Raw genomic sequence first — 15,015 nt, 5'->3', positions numbered from 1 at the left:
CAATCACTTCGACTGGGCCGATTTGGCGAACCACTCTTCGAAGGTGATCGTACCGAGCCGCGGATTGTCATCGGAGACGAGTGACTGATCGTTCAGTCTCGCGCCGAAATATCGCGCCTCGGCATCGGCCTCGACGGTCCTCGGGTCTTTCACCGCCTTCAGGTAGCGGGCGACGAGCTCGCTGAGGCGGGCGCGTTCCGGACCTGCTATCTCGACCGTCGTATTGGCGGGGGCGGAGAGCGCCACGTCGGCCATGGCGTCGGCGACGTCATCGGAGGCGATCGGCTGCACATAGGCCGGCGACAGGCGGACCGTCTGACCGACCGTGCCGGACTGGGCGATACCGTTCAGGAATTCCATGAACTGCGTCGAATGCACGATGGTATAGGGAATGCCCGAGGTCTCGATCAGCTTTTCCTGGGCGAGCTTGCCGCGGAAATAGCCGCTTTCCTGCAGGCGCTCGGTGCCGACGACCGAAAGGGCGATATGGTGCTTGACGCCGGCGGCCTTCTCGGCAGCGAGAAGATTGCGTCCCGAGGTCTCGAAGAATTCGAGCACGGCCTTGTCCTCGAAGGAGGGCGAATTGGCAAGGTCGAGCACGACCTGGGCGCCGGCAAGCGCTTCCACCAGCCCCTCTCCGGTGATCGTGTTGACGCCGGAGTTCGGCGAGGCGGCAATCACCTCATGGCCGCGCTTGCGCAGGCGTTCGACAGTTTTCGAACCGATGAGGCCGGTTCCGCCGATGACGACGATTTTCATAACGATCTCCCTTCGCTGCCGGGGCTCGGCAGCGTCAAAATTGAATCTTCTCAATGAATTGCGAGGGTTAGTTCAGACCCGCCTTATCGAGACCGTAGGCCTTGTCGGCCGTGCCGGGCACGGTCTTGAAGCCGACATTGACGCGGTTCCAGGCATTGATGGCCATGACCACGAAGGTCAGGTCGGAGATTTCCTTTTCGGAAAGCTGGCCGCGAACCCGCTCATAGATCTCGTCGGGAACGCCGCCCTCCGGCAGTTTCGTCAGGGCTTCGGTCCAGGCCAGCGCGGCGCGCTCGCGGGGAATGAACAGGTTCGATTCCCGCCAGATAGCGACGTGATAGATCCGCAACTCGCTCTCGCCGAGGATTTTGGCCTGCTTCACATGCATGTCGAGGCAGAAGCCGCATCCGTTGATCTGCGAAGCGCGGATTTCGACCAGGGCCTGCAGCTTCTCGTCGATCACGCTGCTGCGAAGCGCCATGCTGAATTCCATAAATTTCTTGAATAGCTCGGGGGACTGCTGGGCGTAGTTCAATCGCTGGGTCATGTCTTTCTCCTTTAATTAAGGATATTTGATATCCTTATGGATAGAAGATATCCTTAATCGCTGGACTGTAAAGCCATTCTCGCTTAGTCTTGCCGCATAAAGCCTATGCGCAAAAGTATGAGGAGGAGGGGATGGATATCGTTTCGGCATTACGGACCTTTCAGCGCGTCGTGGAGACGGGCTCGTTTTCAGCCGCCGCGCATGATCTCGACGTCACGCAGCCGGCAGTCTCGCGGCAGGTTGCGGCGCTCGAAGGCCATTTCAATATGCGCCTCCTGCATCGTACGACGAGCGGCCTTTCGCTGACGGCGGAGGGGGAGAGGATGCTGCCGATGGCACTGAGGATTCTCGAGGCGGTGGAAGAGCTCGGCGATGCGGCGGGATCGGATGGAGCGATCGCTTCGGGGAAGGTCAGGCTCAGTGTCCCCGCGCCGCTCGGCCTCTATCTCAGCGAGCGGCTGGGCGATCTTCTCGCTGCACATCCGAAGCTCTCGGTCGAGCTGCTTTTCAGGGAGCAGAGCTCGGACATGATCGAGGAGCGCCTGGACCTCGAAGTACGCCTTGGCCCGGTCGCCGACAGCAGCCTCGTCTGCCGGCGGATCGGCTGGACGACGGCCTTCCTCGTCGCGTCTCCCGCCTATCTCGCACGCAGGGCGGCGCCGCGCGTCCCGAAGGACATCAAGGACCATGAATGCCTGTGCTACAGCAGGGCAGGCGAGGCCAACATATGGTCCTTCTCGAACGGCTCGGAAGACATGACCGTCCGGATCTCGCCGCGGCTGACCGCCTGCAACGCCGTCGCCATCCACAGGGCAGCCGTTGCCGGCGCGGGCCTTGCGGTGCTCTCCCACATCATCGCCAAGCCCGATATCGCCGCCGGCCGGCTGATCCCGGTGATGAAGGATTTCCAGCCGAGCCGGCTGCCGGTCACCGTCGTCTATCCCTCACGACGTAACATGCCGCTGCGCGTCAAGACGGTTCTGGATTTTCTGATCCATGCGATGGGGCAGGACCCGTCGATGTGCGCAGGCGGGGTGGACCGGGGCTGGGACCGGTGAGTGCAAGGATCTGCGGCCATCGGCCGTGCCGCGTCAGTTTCCGCCTTGCCTAAGTCAGGCGAATCCTGCCAAGTCGTCTGATCATGCAATTTGCGCCGCAACAAGACGAAGCCCTCAAGGCTGTTTCGAAATGGCTGAACGAAGGGCGCTCGCCGCTCTTTCGCCTGTTTGGCTATGCCGGAACGGGCAAGACGACGCTTGCCCGGCATTTTGCCGAGAATGTCGATGGCGACGTTCTGTTTGCCGCCTTCACCGGCAAGGCGGCGCAGGTGCTGAGATCCCGCGGCGCCTCCAACGCCAAGACCATCCATTCGCTGATCTATCGCCCGCGCGGCGAGGAGGCGGTGGAAGACGAGGAAACCGGCAAGACCTCGATCGCGCCGATGTTTTCGATCAACCGGCAGAGCCCGGTGGCGAAGGCCGCGCTGATCATCGTCGACGAATGCTCGATGGTGGACGAGGCGCTCGGCAAAGACCTGATGAGCTTCGGGACGCCGATTCTGGTGCTCGGCGATCCCGGCCAGCTGCCGCCCGTTTCGGGCGGCGGCTACTTCACCAATCAGGAGCCGGATTACCTTCTGACGGATATCCACCGGCAGGCGCGCGACAATCCGATCATCAAGCTCGCCATGCAGGTGCGCGAAGGCAACGAGATCATGTATGGCGACTACGGCACGGCCAAGGTGATTTCGAAGAACGAGGTGACGCAGCAACTCGTGCTCGACGCCGACCAGGTGCTCGTCGGCACCAACAGGACGCGGCGGCGCTACAATCAGCGCCTGCGCGAATTGAAGGGTTTTTCCGCCGATTATCCGCAGACCGGCGACAAGCTCGTCTGCCTGCGGAACGATCCGGCCAAGGGCCTGCTCAACGGTTCGCTCTGGCAGGTGATGACCTCGTCGAAGGAAACGACGAAGCCCGGCATCAATTTGCTCGTCCGTCCCGAAGACGACGACATGGACCGCGGGGCGGCCAAGATCAAGCTGCTCAAACAGGCCTTCGAAGATGTCGAGGGCGAGATTCCCTGGAACACCCGCAAGCGCTACGACGAGTTCGACTACGGTTATGCCCTGACCGTTCACAAGGCGCAGGGCTCGCAGTGGAACGACGTCGTGCTGTTCGACGAGAGCTGGGCTTTTCGCGACACGCGGGAGCGCTGGCTCTATACGGCGATCACACGCGCGGCGGAGACGCTGACGATCGTGCGCTGATGCCGATCGCGGCTGGCGATCCCGATCAAGATGGGGAAGGGACGGTGGCGGCCATCGGGGCGTTGTCTGTGCGTCAAGCTTGCACGATGCCGAGCAGGACGGCCTTGGCGATCGCCTGAAAACGGTTATTGGCGCGGAATTTCAGGATGATTCCGGCTTCGATATCCCTGGTTTCGTCATGCTTCAGGTCAAGCGCCCGAGCGATGCGCTGGGTGGAATAGCCCTCTGCCATCAGTTCCAGGCAACGGCGTTCCTGCGCGGTCAGGTTGGAACTGTCCTGATTGTCGTTGAGCGGCTGCGTCTCCATGCCGTCGTCGAAATCCAGGAGATCGCCGACCTGCTGGAGCTGGCGGTGCAGCGTCGACATTTCGGCCGTCAGCTCGCGCTTGCGCACCTGCAAGGCCTCGCGAAACATCGCCTCGGCCGATTCCTGCGAATCGGCGTTGCGAAGTTCGTCCATCAACTCCTGGATAACCGCGATCGGCATGCCCGTCTCGCGGCAGACTGTGATGACAGCCATGCGCATCACGTCGTCTTGGCCATAGACCCGCATCAGGCCGATGCGATTGGCCGAGATCAATCCCTTTTCTTCGTAGAAATGCAATGTCCTGTGCGTAACGCCGAATGCATTGGCCATATCGGCGATAGGCACCGGACCTTCCGGTAGATCCGGCGGCAGCGCGGCCGAAGGCAGGAACCGGTATTTCGACCGGGCCTCCGAAGCGATACCGGCGGCAGCAAACAGGCGTTTGGAACCGTCTGGCATGAACCCTCCTAGGGCATCTTGTTGCACCTCATGCGGTTTGCCAGTTGCTTCCCGGTCGCGGCGAGTGGGGTTTCCTCTGAGCGTCTTACATGGGAAAGAAGCAGTACGCGGCCTACGTTTACGCGACACAATGTCCACGTTATGCGCGAACGATCTTTTTTAGAAGTGCTAAAAATAATCTCTTTTAAATGGGATAGCAACGCGACGGCGTGCTTTGCAGGCAATGCGCGAAGGTTCTGGCAAGATACGCGCGGCGCCGGCCGCATCTTCGCAGCCGGCGGGAACCGCTACTCCTGGTACGCCCCTCACTGTTGTAATGCCGATCCATCAATGATCGGTGTCGCATTCATCTGCGATTCTCGTTGGCCATCGCCGGGCACTTGGCTTAAAAGCGGGGCCTCCCGTTTCCGAGACCGATGGATAATCCGCCATGCCAGCCAAGCTCTCCGTCAACCTCAATGCCATCGCCATGCTGCGCAACCGGCGCGATCTGCCCTGGCCGAGCGTCGAAGCCCTCGGGCGAATCGCCCTTGCATCAGGCGCCAGCGGCCTGACGGTGCATCCGCGCCCCGACCAGCGCCATATAAGATTTTCCGACTTACCGGTCATCCGCAACCTGATCGACGACGAATTTCCGAAGGCCGAGTTCAACATCGAGGGTTATCCCACAAAGGAATTCCTCGAACTCTGCGCCGGCGCCGCACCCGAGCAGGTGACGCTGGTGCCCGACGATCCGTCGCAAGCGACCTCCGATCACGGCTGGGACTTCCGCAAACACCAGCCGTTCCTCACCGATGTCGTCGCGCGGCTGAAAAAGATGGGATGCCGGGTCTCGCTCTTTGCCGACGGCGACGGCGATGCGGAAGCGGTCAAGATCGCCAAGGCGGTCGGCGCCGACCGGATCGAACTCTATACCGGCCCCTATGGCGGCTGCTACGACGCGCCGGAGCGGGCGGCTCCCATCCTCGAAGCGCTGGGAAAGACTGCTGACGCGGCGCTGGCGATCGGTCTTGGCGTCAATGCCGGGCACGATCTGACAGTCGCAAACCTGCCTGATCTGGTGAAGCGCATTCCCAATCTTGCCGAAGTTTCCATCGGCCATGGATTGACTGCCGATGCGCTGGAATATGGCATGGCGGAAACGGTGCGGCGGTTCTGCAGGGCTTGTGGGCAGAAGGTTTGAGGAAGGCGTCAAGCGACGGTACGGCGGTATCAACTGGTTTTGCCGTCGCATCGGTAGCGCCTGGGGTTACCCCCCTCTGTCCTGCCGGACATCTCCCCCACAAGGAGGGAGATCGGCTGGGCGAGATGGCTTCTCCAAACAACTACCTTATAGCTGCCGCGCTACGGTAGCGAGGGAGCGATGGTCCAACCTCCTTCCAATCTCCACCCTTGTGGGGGAGATGCCCGGCAGGGCAGAGGGGGGTGTCACACGGCACTCCCTCTCCTCCGTCATTCCTGTCCTCGGGGCTTTACCGCGCGATGCTACAGGAATTCGCGCACGGCGCGTCCGCGCCGTGAGCCACTCATTCGAGCTGAAGCTTCCTCACTCGCACTGCATCCCTGCGGCAAGCGCAGGGATAAGCAGAACGCTCAATGACCCCCAGCGCCGCCAGCAGCCGTCAACGCACCTTTATGCGCCACGAAGAAATCCTTCAGCGGCTGCGGCTGTTTACCCGTCAACTTGGTGAAGTCTTCGGTCACGATCTCGAATCTGCCGGCGCGGATGTTGGCGTCGGCGGAGACCAGCATGTCGGCGATGAAGCCGGGGAGGCCGGCGCCGCGGATGCCCTGGCCGAGCTGTTCGTCATTGACGTCGACCACGTCAAGCGGCTTGCCGGCTGCCCCGGAGACGGTGGCGGCGACCTGCCGGTTGGTCAGCAGTTCAGTGCCGGTCAGCGTATAGGTGGCGCTTTCGGAGGTGCCGGAGGCAAGGGCTGCGGCGATCGCCAGGGCGCAGTCATCGCGCGCAATGGTCGAGATCTTGCCGTCGCCCGTGGCGCTGTACCATTTGCCGCCTTGCAGGTTGTGCGGCATGCCGTGCAGGTAATTGTCGTGATACCAGGCGTTGCGGAAGATCGTATAGGCGATGCCGCTTGCCTTGATAGCGTTTTCGGTGCCGAGGTGGTCGGGTGCGAAGATGACGAGTGAATTGTCCGGGGCCGGCATCGAGGTATAGGCAATGTGTTTGACGCCTGCCTTGGCGGCGACAGCGACGGCAGCCTTGTGCTGGGTGAGGCGCTTGCCGGGGGTATCAAGCGCGTCGGTGCTGATGATCAGCAGCCGGTCGACGCCGGCGAAGGCCTTCTCCAGGCTGGCCGCATCATCGAAATCGGCCTTGCGGGTGACGACGCCCTTGTTCGCCAGCTCTGCGAGCTTTTCCGGGCTGCGCGTCGCCGCGACGATCCTGCGCGGGGCGACCTTATAGGTGTCGATGAGGTGGTGGATGACACGCTGGCCGAGCTGTCCGGCGGCGCCGGTGACCAGGATGGTTTCGCTCATACGTCATTTCCTTCTGCGTTTGACGGCGGTCTCAGAAAGAGACTAACACTAGAATAGGAATTGACTTCGCGGTGTAAAGGAGGCAGTTTTTCGGCTGTACGTTACCAAAAGGGAACCAGCAGATGAGCGGCGAGGTCCTCAGTCTGAAGAACAGGATGCCCGGGATGCGGCGCGAGATCGATCTCGCCGGTCTCGATTTTTCCAACTGCCCGGTCAGGGACATGATGCAGCATATCGGCGGCAAATGGTCGACCCTATTGCTCGAGATACTGGCGGCTCGGCCTTGCCGGTTCGGCGAGTTGCGGCGGATGCTCCCCGATATCTCGCAGCGCATGCTGACGCAGACGCTGCGCGACCTGCAGAGGGATGGTTATGTCAATCGTGAAGTGTTCCCGACCAAGCCGCCGAGCGTTGAATATTCGATGACCGATCTTGGCCGCTCGCTCTACCAGCCGCTGTCGCAGCTCTTGAATTGGGCAGAAGCGAACCACGAAGCGGTTCGTGACGCCCGCTCGCGCTTCGATTCTGCAGAGAGCTAAAGCATGTCGCGATCTTTCAGATTCGCTATCATGCTTTAGGTCTTTGTTTTTCCGCATGTCTTTATCGCAAAACCGCTGCACGCTTTTGCGAGACATGCTCTAGGCTTTGTTGCCACGCCCTTCCGTCAGGAACAGCAGGAAGGCCAGCGCAGGGAAGGCGAAGCCTATCCACGCCGTCATTGTCCAGCCGCCGGTCGCATAGGCCCAGCCGCCGAGCGCCGAGCCGAGCGCGCCGCCGGCAAAGAAGGTGGCCATGAAGAGGCCGTTCAGCCGGCTGCGATGTTCCGGGTTAAGGCCGTAAATGGCGCGCTGGCCGCAGACGAGATTGGTCGTGACGCCGAAATCGAGCATGATCGCGGCAACGGTGAGAAGGATCAGGGCGGCGAGCGAGCCGTTACTTGCGAAGTGGCTGATCAGGAAGGAGGCCATGCCGAGCAGCATGGCGATCGTCGAGGCGATCCTGGTCATGCCGCGGTCGGCAAGGCGGCCGGCGATTGGCGAGGCGACGGCGCCGGCGGCACCGGCAAGGGCAAAGAGGGCGATGCCGTTCTGCGTCAAGCCGAAAGCCGGGCTCGCGAGCAGCAGCGGCGTCGTCGTCCAGAACAGGCTGAAGGCGCCGAACATGCCGGCCTGGTAAAGGGCGCGGCGCTGCAGCACCCGTGAGGTGAGGGCCAGATGGGCCATGGAGGCCAGCAGTTCGCCATAGCCGAGCTTCGTCCTCGGCATACGGACCGGCAGGTTGGCGCGCAGCACGATGGCGAGCACGAGCATCAACGCTGCCGTGACATAATAGACCATGTGCCAGGAGGAGGCCTCGGCGACGAAGCTCGCGAAGGGCCGCGCCAACATGATGCCGCAGAGCAGACCGCTCATGACATTACCGACGACCTGGCCGCGTGTGGCATCCGGCGCCATGTTGGCGGCAAAGGGCACGAGGACCTGAACGGCGACCGAGGCGAGGCCGATGGAGAGCGAGGCGGTGAGAAACATCGCAGGCGTCGTCGACAGGGCGCCGCCGATCAGTGCCACGGCAGAGATGGCGATCAGCAGCAGCACCAGCCGGCGGTTTTCCGTGAGGTCGCCGAGCGGCACGATCAGCAGCAGGCCGAGGCCGTAGCCGATCTGCGTCAGCGTGACGATCAGGCCGGTTGCGGCAGGGGAGAAGCCGAGATCGGCGCTGATCGGGCCGGCAAGCGGCTGGCCGTAATAGAGATTGGCGGCCACCAGCCCGCAGGCGGCGGCAAAAAGGAAGGTGAGCCAGGGGGACAGTGCGCGTGGAATGGCTTTATCCGGCGTGGTGGCTGAAATGCTCATCAGAAACTCCGGTATTCAAAGATCGTGAGAATTGAATGCAAAAATGCTGGCTGCGGCCACCCGATCCTTGAGCGGATGCCACTATTTCGATCGTCTGGGCGTACCCGCTCAGGTCATGAGCTTCATCGCCGCTTCGGCTGCGGCAACCATCTCCTGCCTGCTGCGTCCTGTTTTGCCGATGACGCGCAAGCCCTTGGTAAAGCAGAGAAAGGCGAGGGCAGCGGCATCAGGGTCCACCGTCTTCGGGATGGTGTGGTCGGCCTGGCCGATGCGGATGAGATCGGCCATCAGCTTCTCGTCAGCGGCAAAGGCAGTGGCGACATGGGCGGCTGTTTCATCGTCGAGCAGGGCGAAGTCATTGGCACCGCCGACGACGAGACAGCCTTTGCGGCCGGCCTCGCCATGCGAGAGCTCCGTATAATACATCACCATCTGAAAGAGCTTTTCGCGGCCTGTTTCTGCCGACGCGATCATCGCTTCCAGGCGCCGCCGGCCGAGCTGGCGATAACGGGCAAAGGCGGCGATGAAGACGCCGCGCTTGTCCTTGAACGCCTTGTAGATGCTGCCCGAGGCAAGGCCCATCGCCTCGGCCAGCTCGCTGATCGAGGTGGCGTGGTAGCCGCGCTCGGAAAAGACCCGCAGGGCCGCATCCAGGGCTGCGTCCATATCGAATTCGCGCGGACGGCCGCGGCTGCGGTTTTTTTGATCTGATGTGAGGTCGGCAGCGTTCATGGCCCCTAATTAGGGAATGATCGTTTCCAAATCAAGCAGAATTTCTGCGATGCAGCAAATTCAGAGATCGAGCACCCAGGTCTGGCCATTCGCCTCAGGGCCGAACATCTTATGTCTCTCCTCGGAGACAAGGCGGAAACCGGCCTTGACGTAGATGCCACGGGCCACCTCCAACATGTCGTTGGTCCAGAGCGAAAGCTGGCGATAGCCCTTCTGCCTGGCAAAGCGGATGCATTCGTCGACCAGCAGCTTGCCGAGCCCCAGGCCGCGTGCCGATTTGTCGACATAGAGCAGGCGCAGTTTGGCGATGCCGTCGCCGCCATTGGTGAGGAGGATCGAGCCGACATTGCCGCCGCCGCGCTCGGCGATCCAGCAATATTCCTTCTCGGGATCGAAATTGGCGAGGAATTTGCTGGCGACTTCGGCGACCAGCGCCTCGAAGCGCAGGTCCCAACCATATTCCTCTGTGTAGAAGCGGCTCTGGCTCTCGACGATCCAGCCGATATCGCCGGCGCGATGGGCCCGGATGATCGCCGGCGCGGGCTTCGCAGCCGGGTCCAGCAGGGCGCGGATCGTGTTCATGGCCGAGACGACCGCCTTCGGCTCCCCGATTGCGAGCGTGTCGAAACGGGCGGCGATCTGCGCATTGGCGCGCCGTCCGAGTTCCTCGAACTCTTCTCGTCCTTGGTCGGTGACATTAATGATCTGGCTGCGCAGGTCGGCCGGGTCGGGGCTGGTCTCGATCAGCCCTTCGGCGCGGAAACGCTTGAGGATGCGGCTGAGATAGGCCGGGTCGAGATGCAGGTCGCGGGCGAGTGCGGTGGCACTGACGCCTGCATGTGAGCCGATTTCGAAGAGGATGCGGGCGTCAGTCAGTGTGTAGGGCGAGTCGAGATAGGCCTTGTTCAGGAGGCCAAGGAAATTCGTGTAGAAGCGGTTGAAGTCGCGGGCGGTTTCGATGAGGGCGATGTCGGACATGGTGATCTCCAGGGTGAGATCTCGCAAGACTGCTGACAAGGCCCGCTCCTCGCTCGTCGTCATCTCGGCCTTGTGCCGAGGATCTGCTGCCCTATCGACGGGAAGCAGATGCTCGGGACAAGCCCGAGCATGACGAAAGAAGGGTTGGCCGACTGTGTCAACACACTGACAAAGTCTCCCTATGAAGACCTTTGTCATACATTTATTTGACTGAGTCAACTAAATTGTCAGCCACGTCAGGCTGCTTCCTCTTCCGCCTCTTCCTCGGCGCCAAGGGCGAATTCGACCGCCGCGCGGGCATGAATCGCCGTCGTGTCGAAGCCCGGCAGCGGCAGACGGTCGGGATCGAGGATCAGGCAGATTTCGGTGCAGCCGAGGATGATGCTGTCAGCGCCGTTTTCCATGGCGCGGTCGATGATATCGATGAGCTTTTCGCGCGAGCTGTCGCGCACCCTGCCGGCGCAGAGCTCGTTGAAGATGATGTCGTGCACGGTGGTGCGGTCGGCAGCGTCGGGCACGATGATGTCGAGGCCGAGGCTCTTCATACGGTCGGCGTAGAAGCCGTGCTCCATCGTGTAGCGGGTGGCGAGCAGCAGCGGGCGCTTGCGGCCGGCGGCATGCAGCGATTTCGCTGTCTCGTCGATGATGTGGATCAGCGGCACGGAAATCCTTGCCGCGACCTCCTCGGCGATCAGGTGCATGGTGTTGGTGCAGATGAGGACGCAGCCGGCACCGCCAGCCTGAAGGCGTTCGGCAACATCGCCGAGGCGGCGGGCGGCGCCCCCCCAGTCACCGGCCTTCTGAAGTGCGACGATCTCTTCGAAATTGACCGAGTGCAGGATGATCTCGGCCGAGGCGAGGCCGCCCTTGCGGGCGCGTACCATCTCGTTGACCAGGCGATAATAGACCGCCGAACTTTCGAAACTCATGCCGCCGATCAGGCCGATCGTTTCCATCTCTTTATGCTCCCATGCTTTGAGTTTCGAAGATCATGCCGTATTTCCGGCGCGACATGTTTGCTTTGTTTGTTCTTCACGCGGAATTTGTGCCGCTATTTTGCGTGGTGTGGTAAGATGGCGCAAGTTCAAGGCGCAAGGCTGACTTCACGCACATGCTGGACGATCGCGACAGACGTATTCTCGACATGCTGCAGACGGATGCAGGCATATCCGTGACCGATCTGGCCGAACGTGTGGCGCTTTCGGTCTCGGCCTGCTCGCGGCGCATTCAGCGACTGGAGGAGACCGGCTATATCGCCAGGCGCATCGTCGTGCTCGACCGCGAAAGGATGGGGGTGCCGACGACGGTCTTTGCGCTGGTCAAGACAGCCCATCATTCAGACGAGTGGACGGAGAGTTTTCGCGGGATCATCAGCGATATTCCCGAGATCGTCGAGGCGCACCGGTTGACCGGCAACCACGATTACATCCTGAAAATCGTGCTGCCGCGCGTCGAGCACTACGACGTGATCTACAAGCAAATCGTGCGCAAGCTGGAACTCTTCGACGTCTCGGCTTCGATCTCGATGGAAGAGTTGAAGCATGGAATGGCGATACCCGTGGGTTACGTCCGATGAAAAGTCATGTGCCGAGGCATGGCAGTATGAACGACGGAGATATTCGTCGCTTTTTCATGCCGGAGAAAACTTCTCTGGTCCGGGCGCCCAGCACGATTGCAGGCGGAACCGATAATCTCTAGCGCCGGCGATAGCGATTCATTTGTCCCGGTACGGAACGTTTTTCGACATATTGCGTTCACCTTTGGTTCAGGAGGAGGGGAGGATATTTCCTCCAGTTGGAGGATAGAGGAGAACAGTCATGAGAAAGCTAACCGTCGCCGCGTTATGCTTGATCATAGGTGCCCCTGGCATCACGCCCGCTCAGGCGTTTCCGGCTATGAACCCACCCAAGATCGAGGCACAGCAGCAGCAGATAGAGCAAGTACGATGGCGTGGCCGAGGCGGACATCATCGACGAGATAACTGGGGCTGGGCCTTAGGCGGTCTAGCCGTCGGCACCATCATCGGCAGCGCATTGTCACAGCCTTATTACGGCTCGCCCTACCGCTATTACGGGTCGCCTTACGGCTATTACGACTCACCGTACCGCTATTATGGCTCGCCTTACCGGTATTATGGCTCGCCTTACCGATACTATGGGTCGCCCTACCGCTCCTATGGCCGGTATTATGCTCCGCCCTATCGGAACTATGGATCGACCGTCTATTATGGGCGGGGGGGCAGTCATGTGAGCTGGTGCTACGCGCGTTATCGTTCGTACAGGGCTTTCGATAACACCTTCCAGCCCTATTATGGACCCCGTCGCCAGTGCATCGGTCCCTATTGATCGGCACTTGCGCATCGGCGCCGTGAACTGGTTCAGGCCGACCAACGAGATGATCCGCTCGGACGGCTAATAACTTTGTGTGATTTCCGCTCCGCAAGCTTCGCAGGCTTGGGCTGCAGGCGGAGTTTTGCGCGCACGCTCTGTCGACTGCGATCGGTGCAGGGGAGGCATTCCAAAACGGCAGTTGCAACCTTTGCGCTGAAGCCCACATTGGCTTTCAGCAAAATGGCGGAGAAGGGGCAGGGCATGAGCGATCATCACGTCGTCGTTGTCGGAGGCGGTTTCGGCGGGCTGCAGCTCGTCAACGGATTGAAGGGTGCGGGCGTGAAGATCACGCTCGTCGACCGGCGCAATCATCATCTCTTTCAGCCGCTGCTCTACCAGGTGGCGACGACCATTCTCTCCACCTCCGAGATCGCCTGGCCGATCCGCCGCCTCTATGCCGAACGGCCCGACGTGACGGTGCTGCTCGGCGAGGTCACCGATGTCGACAGCGGCGCGAAGACGGTATCCCTACGCAACGGCATGACTCTGGGTTACGACACGCTGGTGCTGGCGACAGGGGCGACGCATGCCTATTTCGGCCGTGACGAATGGGAGCCGGTGGCGCCCGGCCTGAAGACGCTGGAGGATGCGACGACGATCCGCCGGCGGGTGCTGCTCGCCTTCGAAAAGGCGGAGATGGAGGCCGATCCGGCCATACGCGACGCGCTGCTAACCTTCACCATCGTCGGCGCTGGACCGACCGGGGTCGAGCTTGCCGGCATCATCGCCGAGCTTGCGCATTTCACGCTGCCGAAGGAATTCCGCAATATCGACACGCGCAAGACCCGCGTCGTGCTGGTCGAGGCCGGCCCGCGGGTGCTGCCGACATTTGCCGAAGAACTTTCGGCTTATGCGCAGAAGGCGCTGGAGAAACTCGGCGTCGAGGTCCTCCTCGGCAAGCCGGTGACCGAATGCCGCGCCGATGGCGTGCAGATCGGCGAAACCTTCGTCCCGAGCCGGACGATCGTCTGGGCCGCCGGCGTTACCGCTTCGCCGGCCGCCCGGTGGCTTGACGTGCCGGCCGACCGGGCGGGGCGTGTCATCGTCGAAAAGGATCTGAGCGCGCCCGGCCTGCCCGATGTCTTCGTCATCGGCGACACCGCCTCGGTCATGCGCGAGGACGGCAAGCCGGTACCGGGGATCGCGCCCGCCGCCAAGCAGCAGGGCGGCTACGTCGCCAAGGTCATCCGTGCGCGTCTTTCGGGCAAGCCGGCGCCGGCGCCCTTCCGTTACCGGCACCAGGGGAGTCTCGCGACGATCGGCCAGAGTGCGGCGATCATCGATTTCGGCCGGATCAAGCTCAAAGGCTGGATCGCCTGGTGGATCTGGGGCATTGCCCATATCTACTTCCTGATCGGCACCCGCTCGCGCTTCTCCGTCGCCTGGAGCTGGCTGTGGATCTATCTGAGCGGCCAGCACAGCGCCCGGCTGATCACGCAGCGGGACACGATGCGGGAGGAGGGGTAGGCTGCTGCGTTGCCTCTCCGGCCTCATCCTGAGAGCTTGTGAAGCTTTTGAATCTGGCGCGTTTCTGGCCGGTCTTGGTTGGCCGATGTAATCGATCGTCAGACGATTGCGCGGTGCGTTCGGATGTCGCTTGTTGGCGTCAGGGTGACTGCACTGGCTTAGCCATTGGCAAGCCGATGGCCTTGCAAGATATTGTTGGTGAGTGCGTAGCAGAGTACGACGGCACGGACCTTTTCGATGCCGCGCACCGTCAATTGTCGCAGATTCCAGTTGCGCCAGCGGGCATGGATGCATTCGCAGATCGAGCGGGGTTTGTACTGAGCCTTGCCCGCCTCGCTTGCCATACGGGCCCGCCAGGCCGACACACCCGGACCGTCGCCGTGCCGCGGCAAGAAGGGATCGGTTCCGTGCTTGGACTGCGTGGGCGGACAAAAGACCTCGACCCCCTCGCCGTGCGCCCACTCGATATCGTCAGCGCTGCAAAAGCCGCCATCGGCCAGATAGTGTCGCGGCAGATGGCCGCTCAGCGCGCGCAACCGTTCCAGCATCGGCCGCATGAGGCCGCGAACGGAGCCGGCATTGGTCACCGCGAGCCCGGCCACGAACTGCTCACCGGCCGTGCTGGCAACCTGCACATTATAACCCGGACGGAAGCCGCCGTCGGCCATCTTCATCACCCGCGCCTGGGCATCCGTGCTGGAAGCGCGCGGCTCCTTCGGCTTTTTGCCATTGCCGCGCTTTTCTTCGCGCGC

The 15,015-nt window shown here is 61.9% G+C and carries 16 protein-coding genes; 7 read left to right on the top strand and 9 right to left on the bottom strand.

Annotated features, from left to right (window positions below):
- Positions 1–3: 3 nt before the first annotated feature.
- Together GGD53_RS27925 and GGD53_RS27920 are read right to left on the bottom strand one after the other, a co-directional pair.
- A complete protein-coding gene (locus tag GGD53_RS27925; RefSeq protein ID WP_184459961.1) occupies positions 4–759 on the bottom strand; it encodes an SDR family oxidoreductase in 756 nt (251 codons plus the stop codon).
- Positions 760–826: 67 nt separating this feature from the next.
- The gene (locus tag GGD53_RS27920; protein ID WP_085778718.1) at positions 827–1,306 is read right to left on the bottom strand and encodes a carboxymuconolactone decarboxylase family protein; all 480 of its coding nucleotides are present in this window, start codon (positions 1,304–1,306) and stop codon (positions 827–829) included.
- Positions 1,307–1,437: 131 nt separating this feature from the next.
- Here GGD53_RS27920 and GGD53_RS27915 point away from each other — a divergent pair, with 131 nt between their 5' ends.
- Together GGD53_RS27915 and GGD53_RS27910 are read left to right on the top strand one after the other, a co-directional pair.
- Positions 1,438–2,364 (top strand): LysR family transcriptional regulator, encoded by a 927-nt coding sequence (locus GGD53_RS27915; RefSeq protein WP_184459960.1) that lies wholly within the window; start codon positions 1,438–1,440, stop codon positions 2,362–2,364.
- A gap of 83 nt (positions 2,365–2,447) precedes the next feature.
- On the top strand, positions 2,448–3,575 hold the full coding sequence (locus GGD53_RS27910; protein WP_088391568.1) for an ATP-dependent DNA helicase: 1,128 nt from the start codon (positions 2,448–2,450) through the stop codon (positions 3,573–3,575).
- A 73-nt stretch (positions 3,576–3,648) separates the two neighbouring features.
- Here the strand turns inward: GGD53_RS27910 and GGD53_RS27905 are convergent, their stop codons facing one another.
- Complete coding sequence (locus GGD53_RS27905) at positions 3,649–4,341, bottom strand: MerR family transcriptional regulator (protein WP_184459959.1); 693 nt, start codon at positions 4,339–4,341, stop codon at positions 3,649–3,651.
- Positions 4,342–4,771: 430 nt separating this feature from the next.
- Here GGD53_RS27905 and GGD53_RS27900 point away from each other — a divergent pair, with 430 nt between their 5' ends.
- Positions 4,772–5,524 carry a pyridoxine 5'-phosphate synthase gene (locus tag GGD53_RS27900; RefSeq protein WP_184459958.1) on the top strand — a complete coding sequence of 251 codons (753 nt, stop codon included), beginning with the start codon at positions 4,772–4,774 and terminating at the stop codon, positions 5,522–5,524.
- A gap of 410 nt (positions 5,525–5,934) precedes the next feature.
- Here the strand turns inward: GGD53_RS27900 and GGD53_RS27895 are convergent, their stop codons facing one another.
- On the bottom strand, positions 5,935–6,843 hold the full coding sequence (locus tag GGD53_RS27895; RefSeq protein ID WP_184459957.1) for an SDR family oxidoreductase: 909 nt from the start codon (positions 6,841–6,843) through the stop codon (positions 5,935–5,937).
- Between the two features lie 122 nt (positions 6,844–6,965).
- On the opposite strand from GGD53_RS27895, the gene GGD53_RS27890 reads away from it, so the two are divergent.
- On the top strand, positions 6,966–7,382 hold the full coding sequence (locus tag GGD53_RS27890) for a winged helix-turn-helix transcriptional regulator (RefSeq protein ID WP_184459956.1): 417 nt from the start codon (positions 6,966–6,968) through the stop codon (positions 7,380–7,382).
- A 99-nt stretch (positions 7,383–7,481) separates the two neighbouring features.
- Here GGD53_RS27890 and GGD53_RS27885 read toward each other — a convergent pair whose 3' ends face one another.
- The 4 genes from GGD53_RS27885 to GGD53_RS27870 form a co-directional block, all read right to left on the bottom strand.
- Positions 7,482–8,696: an MFS transporter gene (locus GGD53_RS27885; RefSeq protein ID WP_184459955.1), complete on the bottom strand. Its 1,215-nt coding sequence runs from the start codon at positions 8,694–8,696 to the stop codon at positions 7,482–7,484.
- Between the two features lie 108 nt (positions 8,697–8,804).
- Entirely contained in the window at positions 8,805–9,428 is a 624-nt protein-coding gene (locus GGD53_RS27880) for a TetR/AcrR family transcriptional regulator (RefSeq protein WP_184459954.1), read from the bottom strand.
- 60 nt (positions 9,429–9,488) lie between these two features.
- Complete coding sequence (locus tag GGD53_RS27875) at positions 9,489–10,406, bottom strand: bifunctional helix-turn-helix transcriptional regulator/GNAT family N-acetyltransferase (RefSeq protein WP_184459992.1); 918 nt, start codon at positions 10,404–10,406, stop codon at positions 9,489–9,491.
- 236 nt (positions 10,407–10,642) lie between these two features.
- The gene (locus GGD53_RS27870) at positions 10,643–11,362 is read right to left on the bottom strand and encodes an aspartate/glutamate racemase family protein (RefSeq protein ID WP_184459953.1); all 720 of its coding nucleotides are present in this window, start codon (positions 11,360–11,362) and stop codon (positions 10,643–10,645) included.
- A 155-nt stretch (positions 11,363–11,517) separates the two neighbouring features.
- On the opposite strand from GGD53_RS27870, the gene GGD53_RS27865 reads away from it, so the two are divergent.
- The 3 genes from GGD53_RS27865 (at position 11,518) to GGD53_RS27855 (ending at position 14,263) form a co-directional block, all read left to right on the top strand.
- Positions 11,518–11,982, top strand: a complete 465-nt coding sequence (locus GGD53_RS27865) for an Lrp/AsnC family transcriptional regulator (RefSeq protein WP_184459952.1) — start codon at positions 11,518–11,520, stop codon at positions 11,980–11,982.
- 241 nt (positions 11,983–12,223) lie between these two features.
- Complete coding sequence (locus tag GGD53_RS27860; protein WP_184459951.1) at positions 12,224–12,751, top strand: BA14K family protein; 528 nt, start codon at positions 12,224–12,226, stop codon at positions 12,749–12,751.
- A 246-nt stretch (positions 12,752–12,997) separates the two neighbouring features.
- A complete protein-coding gene (locus GGD53_RS27855) occupies positions 12,998–14,263 on the top strand; it encodes an NAD(P)/FAD-dependent oxidoreductase (protein ID WP_184459950.1) in 1,266 nt (421 codons plus the stop codon).
- Between the two features lie 158 nt (positions 14,264–14,421).
- Here GGD53_RS27855 and GGD53_RS27850 read toward each other — a convergent pair.
- Positions 14,422–15,015 (bottom strand): transposase (locus GGD53_RS27850; protein ID WP_184459949.1); only part of this gene is annotated, 594 nt, incomplete at its 5' end.

The sequence above is a fragment of the Rhizobium aethiopicum genome (assembly GCF_014197535.1).
Classification (GTDB): Bacteria; Pseudomonadota; Alphaproteobacteria; order Rhizobiales; family Rhizobiaceae; genus Rhizobium; species Rhizobium aethiopicum_A.
This window is presented reverse-complemented; position numbering and strand designations above follow the sequence as displayed.